This window comes from Devosia sp. LjRoot16 (assembly GCF_964252795.1).
In the GTDB taxonomy this organism is placed as follows: Bacteria; Pseudomonadota; Alphaproteobacteria; order Rhizobiales; family Devosiaceae; genus Devosia_A.
The window spans coordinates 751,350-766,915 of the sequence record NZ_CAXUPH020000002.1 but is presented as its reverse complement, the minus strand read 5'-3'; the positions used below and the strand labels follow the sequence as shown (position 1 = coordinate 766,915).

Here is a 15,566-nt window from a genome sequence, read left to right as displayed (position 1 = left end):
GCTGCGCCGGTCGACAATTCTTCTCGCAACACCCTCGCTATATCGACGAGATACCATTGCCTGGCCTAACTGCATGGTTCCGGCCGATGGCCTGCCCCGCATGCATGAACACAAGCGCCAGGACCAACTGTGGCAGCTGGGCTTGGTTCTCGAACCAGGCATTGAACGACAACCCTGCGGCCACCACGATGCAGAGCAGCGGAAAAGTGGAGCTCAGGCGCGCTTGCTTGGACACGCTGAAGATGCCCCAGGCAAACATAATGGAGACAGGCACGCCGAGCCGCAGGGCCACATCGAACAGTGAGTTGTGGTTAGAGACGATGTGCACTTCGACCATATCGTTGAGGAGATTGTGCTCACGCACGTACGTGAAGTTCGGAGGTCGGTAGGGGCCGCCGAATCCTGTTCCGAGGATGGGTGACTGCTGGAGCAGGCTGCTCGCGCCGCGAATGAACTCGGCCCTAATACCGGTGTTCGGATCTATCCTGTATAGCCATCGGACCGTGTCTGGCTCGCAGAAGAGATAAAATGCGATCGGGAATATCAAAATTACCGCCGACAGTAATATTGTGACTCGATCGGGCGGACGTATCCAGTACAACGCAACGAAGAGCAGTGAAACAAACTGAACGCTGACTCTGTCGATTGACCACGCGGCTATGACTATTGTCACCAACATAATCAAGAAGTAGGTCGGCCGTCGCCCGCGCTGCCCTGCGATGAACATACCAACAAGTAGCGACATAAGAGATATATTGATGTCGTCTTCTTTGTATATTATGTATTGGACAACAACGGCTGCCGACAAAAGCATCAGCATTGATCTGGACGCAAGGAGACTTGCCCAGTCACAGTGCTGCACCATTTTGCTAAATGCATAGTAGTATAAGGCGAACTGGATGTAGTGATTGATCTGGGAGGCGATGTAGGCGTTGACCTCCCGAGAAGAGATCAATATGAGCAATGCTGCTCCAAAGTAAGCGAGCGTTGCGACGATTTGCCATGAAAGCCTAGGAACAATCGTCGGTTGAACCACCGTTGCAACGAAGGATACGCCCACGAGAAAGATGAGGTTCGTGGTCGAGCCCAGCAGGGGGTATGGCCATAAGGTGATCGTCGCCAGAAGCGCGACGAACACCCTGCTTGGAGCCTGAGCGCTGAGCGTTTTGATCGCACTTTGTGTAGTGTCGAGCATACTCATTTGCTGCCGGCCGCGGACCGCGACTTCGCGGATGCGATAGCTTTCTTGTAGATACGAGAAAGCATCTCCAGGTTCCGCTCTCCGGTGTAGGTCCGCTCAAACGAAGCGCGAGCTTCGTCGCCCGCTTTGCTCAGCAGTTCGGGGTGGGAGAAGCAACGACGGGCTCTCGCTGCGAGTTCGACTGCATTGTTGGTTTCGAAATGCCATCCATTGCTGTCATGTTCGACAATCTCTGAGAGCGAACCGATACGTGAGCAGATGATCGGCAGGCCTAAGGAGAATGCCTCAATGGCGGTTAGAGGCAGTCCTTCATACCATCTAGAGGGCATGATTAGGCAGGCCGCCGCGTGCATCTGCTGACGTACGCCGTCGGGTGGAAGCGCTCCCACGAACCGGACGCCCGTGGGCGCGGATGACTTCAGAGCCGCTTCCTCCGGTCCCGACCCAACTATCGTCAGTGGAATATCGGGGAGTTGCCGCCAGGCCTCAAGCAGGACGTCGACACCCTTCTCACGCGACAGCCGTCCCACATAGAGGGCGCCCGTTCGACTGCCAGACGGCTTGGGTGGGGCCTGCCAGTCGAGCGGCAGTGTGTTAGGTTTGACTGAGATCTGGTCAGCCGACAAACCAGCTTCGACGCACTTCTCGCGGGCAAACTCGGTCAGAGCGATAAACTGGTCGACGCCGTCCCACGTATGATGTGAGAATGCTCGATTTTGCATGCGGACAACCGCGACGGAGCCCGGCAGCGATTTGCGGTAGCATCGATGTACTACGCCCCAGTAGCGCGATCCATGAAGACATTTCTCGCACACGCGGCCTTCACGCAGAAAGAACGCACCCGCGCAGAACAAGCGGTAATTTTGGAGTGTTTGCACCACTGCTACTCCAGCCGCGCGCGCTCCTTCATGAACAGCAGGAGTAAATAGAGGGAAGAAGTTGTGGACGTGCACAATGTCGGGGCGAAAGTCCCGTATCACGTCAACGATGAAGTCGTAGCGGGCGGGGTTGTAGGGTGCGTTAAGGAAGGTCTCTATCTTTGCGCCCGCGCCAGAAATCGTATCGTTGTTTACGATCTCCAAGCGAACAGTGTGCCCCGCCCGGCGAAGAAGCTCCACCTCCGCCCGCATTTGTACATCTTCGCCGCCCGCCTGCTGATAGAGGTTATGAAGCACCAGAATTCGCCAGGGGAGAGGCGGAGAGCTGTCGATATTGTTCGCTTCGATCATTGCATGTACTCTGCCGTCCGCAGGCGTCTGTACTGTGTGAGTAATACGCCGGCGCCTACCGCGTAGCTTGTGAACATGCCCAGGATCATGCCGGCCAGACCGAACTGACCAACAAGCGGCACGGCGATCAACAATGCCACGACCGCCGAGACCGCCTGGCTCAATGCGATCGCCCGAGTGCGTTCGATGGCACGCAGCGGGAACGCGATCATGATGAAGACCAGATACGGCACCCAGACAAGGCCCAACCCGAGCACAACCCAACCAAACCCCGCCGCATCGGCACCGCCCGCAATGATCATCAGCGGCTCGCCGAAAACTCCCATCGTGACAATCGCTGCTGTGATCGCAGCTCCGATCAGGAGCGCGGTTTTAGTGTACCGGCGAAGCGCCGTCGGCCATCCCCACGCCCTGGACCACTCCCCAATGCGGCGTGGAAGGATGTGCTCCAGCGCAAGGAAGAGCGGGTTCACGACACCGAGCAGCGTTTGGGCGACCCTGAAAATGCCAACTGCTGCAGTACCCGCCACAACGGAGCCAGCGACAACGAAGACATTGTCGCCGACCAACTGCAACAGAGAGGAGAGCGACAGCCACGAGCCGGTCGCTAGTATCCGCTTCCCGTGCAGACCGACGTGAGAAACAGAGACTAGGCGAAGCGCCGAAATGGAGAGCGGGATCAGCAGCAACAGAGCAAGTCCGTAGGCGGCGGACAGGACGAGCATGGTTGTTTCGGCGGTTCGAGAAGAGTGAACAGCTTCCCAAAACAGGAGTGCGCCGAGGATTGAAAAGCGCGCAATGTCATAGGCCCAAGTTTTGCGTATCGCACCCGCAAACAGCATCTGCCGTCGCACGAGATCGTTCAGTGCCATTGCACCCACAAGCAAAGCGAACGGCAAGGCCGAAATGTGGACGTTCGCCACGAACAGCGCCCATTGAACTATGGCAGCCAGCAAAGCGACTACGCCGGTTGCGACCAATGCCATCAGCCCAGACGCGGAGAAAAGTTCGCGGCGAACCTTCTCCGAGGCCGCCGCCGCAATTGAAGCCGCCGGTGCGACTATTAGAGCACCAATCGCGCTCATGGCACTGATGGCAATTACGTAATAGACCGAAAAGTGCCCGAACTCAGCGAGGCCGAGAATCCGGACGAGCGCGATCGTTACCACGAAGTTTGCTGCGCTATTGAAGAATTGGTTGGCAACGACCAGGCCCAGCTTCACGAGGGCAGGGCGCGCAGCCAATGATCTCAGCTTCCCGGCCATCACCAGCGGCTCCACGGACGGATCGAGTGCGGCTCCTTGCTCAACCGTAGCGCAGTTCCTGGCTCGGCGCGCGCTCTGCCTCAGGATGCAGTAAACCGAGTTTCTGGCGGGCGAGCAGGGTGAGATAGAGGGGGTTCAGCAGCAGGTAACGCTTCCACAGCCGCCGCGGCTCCTGCAGCAGGCGGACCACCCACTCGAGGCCAGCCGATTGGACCCAGCGCGGCGCCCGGGACAACCGGCCCGCATAGTAATCATACGCCGCCCCCACAGCGATCGTCGGCCGCGCGAGCGCTTCAGCATGTTCGTAGGCGAACACTTCCTGCCGCGGGCAGCCAAGCCCTACCAGTACGATATCGGCGCCCGAGGCGCGGATGCGGTCGTCGAGCGCCCGGTTCTCGCTCTCGCTCAGTTGTCGGAAGGCCGACGGCTCGGCGCCGGCGATGCGCAGGGTGGGGAACTCCAGCGTCAGACGCGCCCGCATGGCGTCAAGCACGTCGGCATGGCTTCCAAAGAGGAAGATCGAAAGTCCAAGTTCCTCGGCTCGCCGGAAAATCTCGACAGTCAGTTGCGGGCCGGTGACGCGGTCGGGAAGCACTTCACCGTGCAGCCAGCGAAGCGCCCAGCGCACGGGCTGGCCATCGGGTACGACAAGGCCGAAGCGATTGAGCCGGTAACGGTGCTCGGGGTCGAGCGCGCCAGTCATCACCCCGTGTACGGCGAGGGCGCTGACAGCCAAGGGAAGTCGGGCCTGGGCAGTCTCGATCACCTGGGCGGCGGCGCCTTCGTAGTCGACGACGCTGATTCCGACGCCAAGTATGTCGCGCTTGCCCCGGTGGATCATGCGTCCATCAACCAGCGACCGCGGCCCATCTCGTGGATGTCCTGCAATGTTGCCTCGAGGTCATAGGTCAACCGGTAGCCAGGATAGTCGGCTTCAAAGCGCGACATGTCGCTGATCCACCACATGTGGTCACCGATCCGGTTCTGGTCCGAGTAGGTCATGTTGAGCTTGCGGCCCGCGATGGCCTGGCAAAGTTCGATCGCCTCCAGCATGGAGCAGTTGGCCGTGCGGCCGCCACCGACATTGTAGACCTTGCCGGAACCCGGAGCCTGGGCGAACCGCCACAGCGCCTGCACCAGATCGTGAGAGTGAATGTTGTCCCGCACCTGCTTGCCGCCATAGCCATAGATCGTATAGGGGCGACCGGTGACCGTGCACTTCATCAGGTAGGCGAGAAAGCCGTGCAGTTCGGTGCTCGAGTGGCCGCCGCCGGTCAGGCAACCGCCACGAAAACAGCCGGTCTTCATGTCGAAATAGCGCCCGTATTCCTGCACCAGCGTATCCGCCGACAGCTTGGATACGCCGAACAGGCTGTGCGTCGACTGGTCGATGCTCATGCTCTCATCGATGCCGCGCGCGAAAAACGGGTGCTCGGTGGCGACTTCCAGTCGGGTTTCATGCTCGACGAGAGGGAGCCGGTTTGGTGTGTCGCCATACACTTTGTTGGTCGACATGTAGAGAAAGGCCGCCTGCGGCGCGTGATGGCGCGTCGCTTCAAGCATATTGAGGGTGCCGAGCGCGTTCACCCCGAAATCCGTGAAGGGCTCGCGAGCCGCCCAGTCGTGCGAGGGTTGCGCCGCTGCGTGCAACACCATCATCACGTCGTCGCCGAGATCGGCGAACAATGCGTTTAAGCCATCCTTATCGCGGACGTCCACGCTGCGGTGCTGATAGCGGCTGTGCTGGCGGCGAAGTTCTTCTACCCGCCATGTGGTCGAAGCCTCAGGACCGAAGAAGTAAGATCTCATGTCGTTGTCGATGCCGACAACGTCGAGGCCCTGCGCCACCAGAAAGGTGACCGCCTCGGATCCGATCAGCCCACCGGCACCAGTAACGACTGCTATGCTCATGTAACTCGCGCTCGCTCGACTTCAATATGGCAAACAATGTCGCTTACTGTGAGCACAGCTGCAACATCGGTCCGGTCGAGATCGGCGGCCTCGGGCACGTCGATCCCTAGATCTATGTTCACAACGGGGCCAAATAAGAAGCCATCGACGCAATTGTGACTCGCAACCGAGCGCCCTTGCACGCTCTTTACCCCAGTATCGTGAATCAGCAGGCGCAACGAGTAAAGTCTTTGAGACGAAGCGGGGCGACATCCGGCAGTTGGTGAGCGCGAACTGGTGCCGTGTCCGTCGGGAAGTACTAGCGCAGGGCACTGGTGATAACCTTACCCGACGCTTCCGACATGGGCCCCGCAAGGCAGGCGTCCTCGCCACCCGCTTGGGTGCACAGGGTCATCATCGCCCGAATGGTTTTCTTGGTGAGTTGCCCCGACGGGTCTTCGTCAACGAGCAGACCTCGGTCCCGCATTTCGGACTGCAGCAGAAAGACGTAGCCGTTCTCATTGAGTCCACGCATCTCCAGCAGCACATCCGCTTTGACGGCAGGTTCCAGCAGAGCAAAGCTCTCGGCGAGGTCGCTGGATGAGCGGGGCAGCCCGCTTGAGCCGACGGTCAGCATCAGCTTTTCGGCAATCGCCTGTTGAGCCGGCAGGGACGTCGCAACGGTGTCGTACACGCGCTGCGCTTCTTTGGGTTGTGGGGGAAGCCCGGTCGCACCCCTGCGATAAAGCTGGATCAATGCCAGCCCGGCTCCCGCGTCTCCCCGGCCGACCGCAACCTCCAGTACGGCGGCCGCAGCCGCTCCGTCGGGGAGCGTCCCGCGACCGGTGACCAGTGCCTCTGCGAGCGATACCGCGGCCCCCGGAACGTCTGCCGAAGCGGCTTCTCTCAGCAGTTCGACGCCGGGGTTCAGTTCAGCGGCACCAGCCGGTTGATCGAGGTAATCGTCCGCGAGCGCCAGTAACGGCTCCGCCTCCCCGGCTCTGGCCGCGCGAAGAAGATAGCCGGCCGCACGCTGCAGATCTTTCGGTACGACCACACCATCGCGCAGAAGTCCGCCGAGGCGGACAAGCGATCCCACGTCTCCGGCATCCGCGGCACGCGACAGATAGGTGACGCCGCGCGCCACGTCTGCGGGAACATCTGCTCCGGTGACGAAGGCGTTGCCTAAGTCCGCCAGGACGGCGGTCGGCGGCTCACTTGTCCAGCGATCATAGTATCCCGCCGCGGCTGCCAGGTCGCGAGGCACCAACTCGCCGGAGTACAGCATGCTCGCCAGCCGCTCGGCAGCCTCCTGTGGATGCGTGACAAGGGCAGCTTCGTAGTAGCGCCGGGCCCGTTGCCCATCGGCAGCGACGCCTGTTCCGTCGCGGTAGGCGTCGCCGAAGACCAGGTTAGCCTCGTCCGGAACGCCTGACGGCGAAAGCTCATAGTAGTGCTCCGCCTGCGCCAGGTCGCTTCCGGTTCCTCGCCCATAAAAGAAGATATCTCCGAGCCGACCAGCGGCCGCTCCCTGGCCGCGCTCGAGTGCCGCTTCGTAATAGTGACGGGCCTTGGGCTCGTCGCCCGTGCGGCCTTGGAGGTAGTCGGCGATTTCCAGCAGGGCGCCGTCCGGGACGCCTTTGGGCGACCGTTCGAAAAGCTCGGTCGCCTTGCCGATGTCCCGCGGAACAAGCGCCCCCGAGAAGTAGAGTTCCGCCATGCGGGTCGAGGCCTCGACAAGGCCGGCCTGGTCCGCCCTCGCATAATAATCGAGCGCCTTGCTCCCATCCGGAGATCCGATAGCGCCGTCGCGGTAGACATCGCCCGCTGTCAGCAACGCCTTGTCGGGGACCGACCCCGCGGCCTCGTAGTATTGCGTCGCCTGCACAGGATCGGCCGGCAGCAGCTTGCCCTCGAAGTAGAGATCGCCGAGCAATTGGTTGGCCGCGACATCGCCCGCTGCGACCGCGCTGCGATAGTACTGCGAGGCGCGCAAACCGTTCACCTCCACATTGCTGCCGTCACGATACGCGTTGCCCAAGGCAATCAGTGCATTCACCGGCGCGCCGGTCGGCGCCTGCTCGAAATACTGCTCCGCCTTGGCGGGATCGCTTGGCCCCAACGCTTCCGACAGATAGAGGGCGCCGAGCCGGCCGGCGGCATCGGCATTACCTTCCGCGAGCGATCGCTCGTACAGCTCGACCGCGTGATCCAGTGCGTCCGCATCGTCCAGTGACGCCAGTGCATCTGCGATCGGCAGCAGGGCGCGCGAAGGTATTCCGGCGGGTGATTGCTGGTAGTAAGCGGACGCCCGCAGGACATCGGGTGCACCGAGAACGCCATCGAGCTGCATATCGCCCAGATGCCCCGCCGCTTCTGAAATGCCGGCGGCAAGAGCCTCCTCGTACAGCGCGGCGGCCGCCGCCGGCTCGTGTTCCTGCTGGAGCTCGCCGGCCAGCAGGTATCCGCTGACCTCGCCGAGTTCGGCGGCGCGCACGAAGGCCTCTACCGCCTCATCTCCGGCTTGGGGGCTAGCAGCGAGTGCAGTGCCAAGCTTGAGGCCGGCAACGGCCACCCCGCCGCTCAATGCCCGCCGATAGTAGTCGAGGGCGGCGCTTCGATCGACCGGAACGCCGGTCCCTTCAAGACGCGCGTCGGCCAGGCTCAGGAGCGTCTGTGGCGGGACGGCCGCGCCAGCGAGCTGATAAAATCGCTCAGCGGCAGCAACATCGCGTGCAACGAGCTTGCCGTCAAAATAGATGTCACCCAGTCGAACCGCGGCTACATACTGCCCGGCCTGGTAGGCCCGGTGATAGATCTCGACGATTGCCGGCCCTTGCCGATCGGCCCCCTCAAGGGTGGACATCGCTTCCGCGATGGGTAACGCCGCTTCCGCCGGAACGTCCTCGGGCGCATACTGAAAATATGCAGCTGCGCCAGCAACATCTCCCTGTTCCAGCAGATGCTGACCGATACGTGCCGCGGCACCATCCGCTCCGAGCGCAAAGGCGGCAACATAGCTTTCCAGCGCCGCATCCCCGTCAGGGGCCGATGCCGGTTGAGCAGCGTAGAGGTCGCCAAGCCGCAGTCCCGCGGTCGCATCGCCCTTGGCCAAGGCCTCCTGATACGCCTGCGCTGCACCGGGCGCGTCGGATCGGGCGTCGCGCTGCAGATCGCCGATGCGCAACCAGGCTTCCGTACTGCCCGCCGTAGCGGCCAATTGGTAGCTGGCGATCGCCTCCTCCACTTCCGGGACACCCAGGCGACCGTCGCGGTACAGGTCGCCCAAGGCCAGCGCAGCGCGGGGATTTGCACTGGCCGCGGCCTTCAGGGCCGCCACGGCGCCACCCGCATCGCCGGAATCGAGCTGCAGCAGAGCGAGCGCCACCACCGCCTCGTCGCTCCCGGCATCGACGGCCTGTTGCAGGTGAGATCTGGCCAGGCCAAGGTCGCGAGGCACCAGTCGACCTTCCTGGTAAAGCTCGGCGAGCCGCAGGTTTGCCTCGGCAACCCCGGCATCAGCCGCTTCGGCGTAGCTTGCTGCCGCCATCGCTCCATCGTTCGCGGTGACGAAGTAGTCGCCGAGCCGCAGCGCGGCCTCGACGGCGCCAAGTGAACGGGCGTCCTCATAATAGGCCGTAGCTGCCGCCACGCTTGTCGCGTCTCCGATCGATCGGCGCAGATCTCCCAGCTTCAGGGCGGCTTCGGCGCTCCCCAGGTCGAAAGCCAGCAGGTAGGCGGCTTCGCTGCGTTTAAGATCGCGATCCACCAGGACGCCGCCGGCAAAGCTATTCCCCACCAGCATTGCGGCTTCGACGTCGCCCTGTCGAATGGCCAGCGCTTCGAGTTGGTCGAGGGCTGAGCACCGCGCTGCTCCATCCGCGTTCGCGGACAAGGAGTCCTTCAGGTCCGGCAACGCCGGGAGTGGATCGACGGGCGATGCAGGCACGCATCGTGGGCGCAGTTGGCTCGGATCCGCTAGTTCGGCAGCCTGCGACAAGGTCGCAAACGTCAGACCGACAACGATGCTGACCCCGACCACAAGGCTTACCCAGGACTTTGCCATCGGACACCTGAACTACTCGCTGAGCGTCAGCCTATCAGACCGCGATGCCAGTTCAACGTGCTGTACGAGGAGCCCTGCCGGACAGGCCATTCCTCCTGTCGCGACGACCGGCGGGGCCTCGTGGTCGACATCCGGGCGGCCGTTATCTATCTCGTGCGGATCCGCGAGCGCTCGGCCGCCGGATGTACTAAGCTTTTGCTGAGGCGATGATTTCGGTACTGGCGGAGGATCTATGAGGAACAGTTCTGTGCAGCGTGTACTGGTCACCGGCGGCGCCGGGTTCCTGGGCAGTCACCTTTGCGATCGGCTTATTGCCGCCGGGCACGACGTCATTTGCGTCGACAACTTCTATACCGGCAGCAAGGACAATATCCGCCACCTCATCGGCAATCCGCGTTTTGAACTGCTCCGGCACGACGTGACGTTTCCGCTCTATGTCGAGGTCGATCGGATCTTCAACCTGGCCTGTCCGGCCTCGCCGGTCCACTACCAGCGCGACCCGGTGCAGACCACCAAGACCAGCGTGCACGGCGCCATCAACATGCTCGGCCTCGCCAAGCGTTTGCGCGCCCGGATCCTTCAGGCCTCTACCAGCGAGGTCTATGGCGATCCCGAGGTTCACCCTCAGACCGAGGATTATTGGGGCAGGGTCAACCCGATCGGCACCCGCGCCTGCTATGACGAAGGCAAGCGCTGCGCCGAAACGCTGTTTTTCGACTATCACCGCCAGCACCGCCTCGAAATCAAGGTGATGCGCATCTTCAATACCTACGGCCCCCGCATGCAGCCCGACGACGGTCGCGTCGTGTCGAACTTCATCGTTCAGGCCCTGAAGGGCGAGCCGATCACCATCTACGGCGATGGCAACCAGACGCGCAGCTTCTGCTACGTCGACGACCTGATCGAGGGCATGCTGCGCCTGATGGAAACGGGCCCCGAGCTCCCCGGCCCGATCAACATCGGCAACCCCGGCGAGTTCACCATGCGGGAATTGGCCGAGATGGTTGTTCGCCAGACCGGCAGCAAATCGCCGATCGTTTACATGCCCTTGCCTTCGGACGATCCGCGTCAGCGCCGCCCTGACATTTCGCTGGCGCGCGAGAAGCTCGGCTGGACACCGACCGTGGCGCTTGAAGAGGGCATGGCGCGGACCATCGATTACTTCCGCACCGTGGTCGCGGCCTGAGCATGCGGGTCGCTGTCATCGGTGGAGCCGGCTATATCGGCAGTCACACCGCCAAGGCGCTCGCCCAGGCCGGTCACGAACCGGTCGTCATCGATAACCTCTCGACCGGCCACCGCGAAGCGGTTCGCTGGGGTCCGTTGCACGAGGTCGATATCCGCGACCGGGCAGCCCTTGGCGCCGTTTTCGCCTCCATTCGCCCTGCGGCGGTCATGCACTTTGCTGCCCTTGCCTATGTCGGGGACTCGATGCGCGATCCGCTCGGCTACTACGACACCAACGTAGCGGGCACGCTCTCGCTGCTCGAGGCCATGCGGGCCGTTGATTGCCCCCTGATTGTCTTCTCCTCCTCCTGCGCCACCTACGGCATCCCCGATCGCCTGCCGATTACCGAGGCCACCCCCCAGCGCCCAGCCAACCCTTACGGCGAAACCAAGCTCGCCTGCGAGCGGCTGTTGCATTGGGCCGGACTCGCCCATGATCTGCGGTGGATGGCGCTGCGCTATTTCAATGCGGCAGGTGCCGATCCGGATGGTGAGATCGGCGAAACACACGAGCCCGAGCCGCACCTGATCCCCCTGGCGCTGCGCGCCGCCGCGGGCACCGGGGCGCCGCTCCGGGTCATGGGCACGGACTATCCAACTCCGGATGGCACGGCGATGCGAGACTATGTGCACGTCTGCGATCTGGCGAGCGCTCACGTTCTGGCGCTGCAACATCTCGCCGGCGGGGGCGCGCCGCAAGCGGTCAATCTCGGCACCGGAACGCCCAACAGCGTCCTCGAAGTGATGCGGACCGTCGAGGCGGTTACCGGCCGGGCGTTGCCACACGAGATGGCCGATCGCCGGCCGGGCGACCCCCCCGAGCTCTGGGCCGATGCCAGCCTTGCCCGTTCGCTGCTGGGCTGGGCGCCGCGCTATCCAAGGCTCGACCAGATGGTCGAAACAGCCTGGGCATGGGCAGCTGGAAAGCGCTGATTTTCCTGCATTCACGCGTCGCTCGCGCTAAGCTCTCGCTCTATCCGAGCGAGTGATTCAAATGAGCCTTTCCTACGACGCCATCCTTGCCGACATGGTCACTGTTGCACGCGAGGCGGGAGCCCTGACGCTGGGCTATTTCAAGCGCTTCCGCGACATCGAGATCGGCATCAAGGGACCGGCGGATTTCGTCTCCGATGCCGACAAGGAATCCGAGCTGCTGATCCGCAAGTTCCTGTTCGAGCGCTATCCGGACTGGAGCTTTACCGGCGAGGAGTTCCCGCCCGTCGACAAGGCCGACCAGGAGTATCGCTGGCTGGTCGACCCGATCGACGGCACCACCAATTTCATCAACGGCATGCACTACACCATCTCGATCGCGCTCCGCCGGGGCAGCGAGACAGTGGTCGGGGTGCTCTACAATCCGCCCGCCGACGAGATGTTCACCGCCATTGCAGGAGAGGGCAGCTTCCTCAACGGCGAGCGGCTCGAGGTCTCCGAGCAGACCGATATCGGGCTGATGAACATCGGCACCGGGCTGCCCACACCGGGCCTCTCGCTTTATCCCGGCGCCTATGAGCGCCTCGATGCTATCCGGGCCCCGGTTGGGGCTGTCCGCATCGTCGGCAGCGCCGCCAATTCCTGCGCCTATGTCGCGATGGGGCGCCTCACCGGCTACTATGAAGAGACCGGCTTCACCGACACAGCCGCGGGCATCCTGTTCGTCCAGGAGGCCGGCGGCATCGTCACCGACTGGTGGGGCAGGGGGCCGGAGTACTACGAGCAGACCGGCGCCATGATCGTCGCCAACAAGGCGACGCACGCGTATCTGATCGACAAGCTGAAGGATGTGCCGAAGAAAGAAGCGAAGCATCCGAAGGGGGTGTAGGGGGCGGAGTCCCACTGAGAGAGACGGCCCCCTCCCGTCCTCCCCCATGAAGGGGGAGGTGCCCTGCCGGTGTGCTTGGCACGATCGTAGACAGAGCCTCGACTCTTCACCTCCCCCTTCACGGGGGAGGCCGGGAGGGGGCCGTCTGCTTCAGTCAGCAGCCAGCGCCGCCGCGACCCCTTCCGGATCGTCCGTCGTGATCTGATCCACCTTCAGCTCGAGCAGGCGCTCGATCACCGCCATCCCCTCGTCATCGGCCCGTCGCACCGTATAGGCATCGATCCGCCGCCCATGTGCATGGAATGCGCCGATGAGGTCGTACCCATCGCGGTCGGCTTCCAGCACCAGGCGATACTCGAGATAGTCGAGTTCCGATTTCGGCGAAGCTGCCACGGCGTCGGCAACGAACGTCGCGTAGTCGCGCGTCGCCATCAGCCGCTCCATCGCGCCCTTGTGGCAGGGGTCGTAGCCGATCCTCAGCCCTGGCGTGCTGTCGGTCAGCATCCGAACCGACTCCGCGTCGCCCGACGACAGGATGAAGTGCCGCGCCACTGGCTTGAGCGCTGCGGCGAAGCTGGCGATCACCCGCGGGTTGAGCGCCGCCGCGTCTTCCTTGTAGTCGAGTTGCAGCAACCCCTCCGGATGCGCGCCGTCGCGCACAATCAGCGCCGCGAGGTCCTCGAGCAGCATCACCTTGTCATCGATCGGCTGCCCGTCATTGTCCCTGAGATGCAAGCCGCGCAGCGTCTCCGCTGAGGTCTGCCGCACCAATCCGCTGCCGGTGGTTTCGCGCTCCAGCGACAGGTTGTGCAGCACCGCCATGCCGTCATCGGCATGGATCACCAGGTCCACCTCGACGCTGGCGCCGAGCTGCATTCCCTCGATGATCCGTCGCCCGGTGAACACCGGATCGGAGCCTCTGCGACGTCCACGGTGCCACTTGAAGAACGTGCGATGACCCTCGCGGGTCACCGAAATCGCGTCGGCCATGGTCTCAGTTGCTCCGGTGGATTGCCGCGTTGTCGCGATAGGCGGCAAACGCCCTCGGCTTCAGATCGATCGGCTGGCCATGCGACCAGTCGCGCGCCTCGCTGGTCATCGACTTGAGACGTGTGCCATCGGGTAACTCGATATCGACGATGGCATGGGTGCCGTAATCGGTGACGCGGTGGATTTTGGCCATGCCGCCGCCATTGGCCGAGACGATCTCGAGCGCCTCCGGCCGCACCGCCAGCGTCGCCGCGCCGTCGCCCACCGGCAGCGGCACGGTGAAACCCGAGTGCGTGAACGTGCCATTGGCCACTGCGCCCTCGACCAGGTTCATCGTGCCGATGAAGCCTGCGACGAACGGTGTCGCCGGTTCGCGATAGACCACGTCCGGCCGCGCCGCCTGCTCGGTCCGTCCATCGCGCATCACCACGATCCGATCGGCCAGCGCCAGCGCTTCATCCTGCCCGTGCGTCACGAACAGCGTGGTGATCTTCAGCCGCTGCTGGATGTCCCGAACCTCTTCGCGAAGTCGTTCGCGCAAGTGTTGGTCGAGACTCGCGAAAGGTTCGTCGAGCAGCAGGATTTTCGGCTCCAGCACCAGCGAGCGCGCCAGCGCCACGCGCTGCTGCTGGCCGCCCGAAAGCTGCGTCGTCGCGCGGTGGCCGAAACCGCCGAGCCCCACCAGTTCCAGCACCGCTTCGACCCTGCGCTTGATCTCGGCCTCCGGCAGCCGCCTGAGCTTCAGTCCGAATGCCAGGTTCTTGAACACGTTCATATGCGTCCACAGCGCATGGCTCTGGAATACCATGCCGGTCGGCCGCTTCTCGGGCGTCACGCGCGTCACGTCCTCACCGTCAATCGCCACATGCCCCGACGTCGGCGTCTCGAAGCCGCCGATCATCCGCAGCAGTGTCGACTTGCCGGAACCGGAGGGGCCGAGCAGGCACACCAGTTCGCCGTCGCCGACGGTCAGGCTGAAGCTGTCCACCGCCTTGGTGGCGCCGAAAGCCTTGGTCACATCTCTGATTTCGAGCACGGACATGCGAGAATTCCTTAACCGCCAAAGCCCTTGGCAAAACTGCCCGAGCTGATGACGCGGCGCGCAAACAGCAGCGCGATGAAGCTCGGCACCCAGAGCAGCACGGAAAGCACCGCGCCATACTGGATCACCGGCTGGTTGTTGATGAAGCTGATCATCAGCACCGGCAGGGTGCGGATCTGCGGTGCGCCGATCAGCCAGGCGCCCTCGGTCTCATAGAACGTGCCGACAAAGCTCAGCAGCACCGCCGCCGCAATGGTTGGTCCGGCCTGGGGCAGGGTGATCGACCAGAACACCCGGAATGGTCCGGCGCCGACGTCGCGCGCCGCCTCTTCCATCCGCCGGTCCACCGCCTGGAACGCCGCTACCGGAATCCAGATCATGAACAGGAGCGTGCCCACCAGCTGGATCAGCACCACCCCCCAGAACGTGCCGATCAGGTTGAGCTGCAGGAAGATGCCGGCGATGGCGACGAGCAGGCCGAACTTGGGGAAGGCATGCCCGGCGAGGAACGAGAAGAACAGGATGCTGCGCCCCGGAAAATCCATCCGCGCGAAAGCGTAGGCGGCCGGCAGGCAGATGATCGCCGAAAGCAGCGTCACCATGGTCGCGAGGCTGAGGCTCATGGTGATCGAGCTCCACACGTCGGCTCGCGCCAGCGTCTGCTGCCAGAACTTCAGGCCGAACTCCTGCGGGATCACCGAGGGGTAGCGCCACACATTGGTGAAGGCCCAGGTCCCCACCACCAGCAACGGGAAGACGATGACGATGGTCAGCGCCACGGCAAAGAAGATGCCGGTCCAGTCGATGCGTTTTTCTACGAGGGTGCGCGCCATC

At 63.2% G+C, this 15,566-nt stretch carries 12 protein-coding genes; 3 read left to right on the top strand and 9 right to left on the bottom strand.

The genetic code is table 11. The features are described 5' to 3' along the window. Window positions 1–37: 37 nt before the first annotated feature. From ACSQ23_RS14135 to ACSQ23_RS14110, 6 genes are all read right to left on the bottom strand, one after another. Window positions 38–1,201: an O-antigen ligase family protein gene (locus ACSQ23_RS14135; RefSeq protein ID WP_436090999.1), complete on the bottom strand. Its 1,164-nt coding sequence runs from the start codon at window positions 1,199–1,201 to the stop codon at window positions 38–40. Beyond that, window positions 1,198–2,430, bottom strand: a complete 1,233-nt coding sequence (locus ACSQ23_RS14130) for a glycosyltransferase (protein WP_436090998.1) — start codon at window positions 2,428–2,430, stop codon at window positions 1,198–1,200. The genes ACSQ23_RS14135 and ACSQ23_RS14130 overlap by 4 nt, the downstream gene beginning before the upstream one ends. Then, the gene (locus ACSQ23_RS14125) at window positions 2,427–3,695 is read right to left on the bottom strand and encodes a lipopolysaccharide biosynthesis protein (RefSeq protein WP_436090997.1); all 1,269 of its coding nucleotides are present in this window, start codon (window positions 3,693–3,695) and stop codon (window positions 2,427–2,429) included. Before ACSQ23_RS14125 ends, ACSQ23_RS14130 begins: the two co-directional genes overlap by 4 nt. 40 nt (window positions 3,696–3,735) lie before the next feature. Then, window positions 3,736–4,536, bottom strand: coding sequence for a WecB/TagA/CpsF family glycosyltransferase (locus ACSQ23_RS14120; RefSeq protein WP_436090996.1), 801 nt, complete (start codon window positions 4,534–4,536; stop codon window positions 3,736–3,738). After that, window positions 4,533–5,606, bottom strand: a complete 1,074-nt coding sequence (locus ACSQ23_RS14115) for an NAD-dependent epimerase/dehydratase family protein (RefSeq protein WP_436090995.1) — start codon at window positions 5,604–5,606, stop codon at window positions 4,533–4,535. The genes ACSQ23_RS14120 and ACSQ23_RS14115 overlap by 4 nt, the downstream gene beginning before the upstream one ends. Window positions 5,607–5,904: 298 nt before the next feature. Further along, a complete protein-coding gene (locus ACSQ23_RS14110; protein ID WP_436090994.1) occupies window positions 5,905–9,651 on the bottom strand; it encodes a tetratricopeptide repeat protein in 3,747 nt (1,248 codons plus the stop codon). 232 nt (window positions 9,652–9,883) lie between these two features. Here ACSQ23_RS14110 and ACSQ23_RS14105 point away from each other — a divergent pair, with 232 nt between their 5' ends. The 3 genes from ACSQ23_RS14105 (at window position 9,884) to ACSQ23_RS14095 (ending at window position 12,700) form a co-directional block, all read left to right on the top strand. After that, window positions 9,884–10,837 (top strand): UDP-glucuronic acid decarboxylase family protein, encoded by a 954-nt coding sequence (locus tag ACSQ23_RS14105; protein WP_436090993.1) that lies wholly within the window; start codon window positions 9,884–9,886, stop codon window positions 10,835–10,837. A gap of 2 nt (window positions 10,838–10,839) precedes the next feature. Continuing rightward, window positions 10,840–11,811 carry a UDP-glucose 4-epimerase GalE gene (galE, locus tag ACSQ23_RS14100; RefSeq protein WP_436090992.1) on the top strand — a complete coding sequence of 324 codons (972 nt, stop codon included), beginning with the start codon at window positions 10,840–10,842 and terminating at the stop codon, window positions 11,809–11,811. Window positions 11,812–11,872: 61 nt separating this feature from the next. Then, window positions 11,873–12,700, top strand: a complete 828-nt coding sequence (locus tag ACSQ23_RS14095) for an inositol monophosphatase family protein (RefSeq protein WP_436090991.1) — start codon at window positions 11,873–11,875, stop codon at window positions 12,698–12,700. 150 nt (window positions 12,701–12,850) lie between these two features. Here the strand turns inward: ACSQ23_RS14095 and ACSQ23_RS14090 are convergent, their stop codons facing one another. The 3 genes from ACSQ23_RS14090 to ACSQ23_RS14080 are packed head-to-tail and all read right to left on the bottom strand — an operon-like array spanning window position 12,851 to window position 15,565. After that, on the bottom strand, window positions 12,851–13,690 hold the full coding sequence (locus ACSQ23_RS14090) for a glycerophosphodiester phosphodiesterase (RefSeq protein ID WP_436090990.1): 840 nt from the start codon (window positions 13,688–13,690) through the stop codon (window positions 12,851–12,853). Between the two features lie 4 nt (window positions 13,691–13,694). Continuing rightward, on the bottom strand, window positions 13,695–14,732 hold the full coding sequence (locus ACSQ23_RS14085) for an ABC transporter ATP-binding protein (RefSeq protein WP_436090989.1): 1,038 nt from the start codon (window positions 14,730–14,732) through the stop codon (window positions 13,695–13,697). A gap of 11 nt (window positions 14,733–14,743) precedes the next feature. Beyond that, complete coding sequence (locus ACSQ23_RS14080) at window positions 14,744–15,565, bottom strand: ABC transporter permease (RefSeq protein ID WP_436090988.1); 822 nt, start codon at window positions 15,563–15,565, stop codon at window positions 14,744–14,746. Between the last annotated feature and the right edge of the window lies 1 nt (window position 15,566).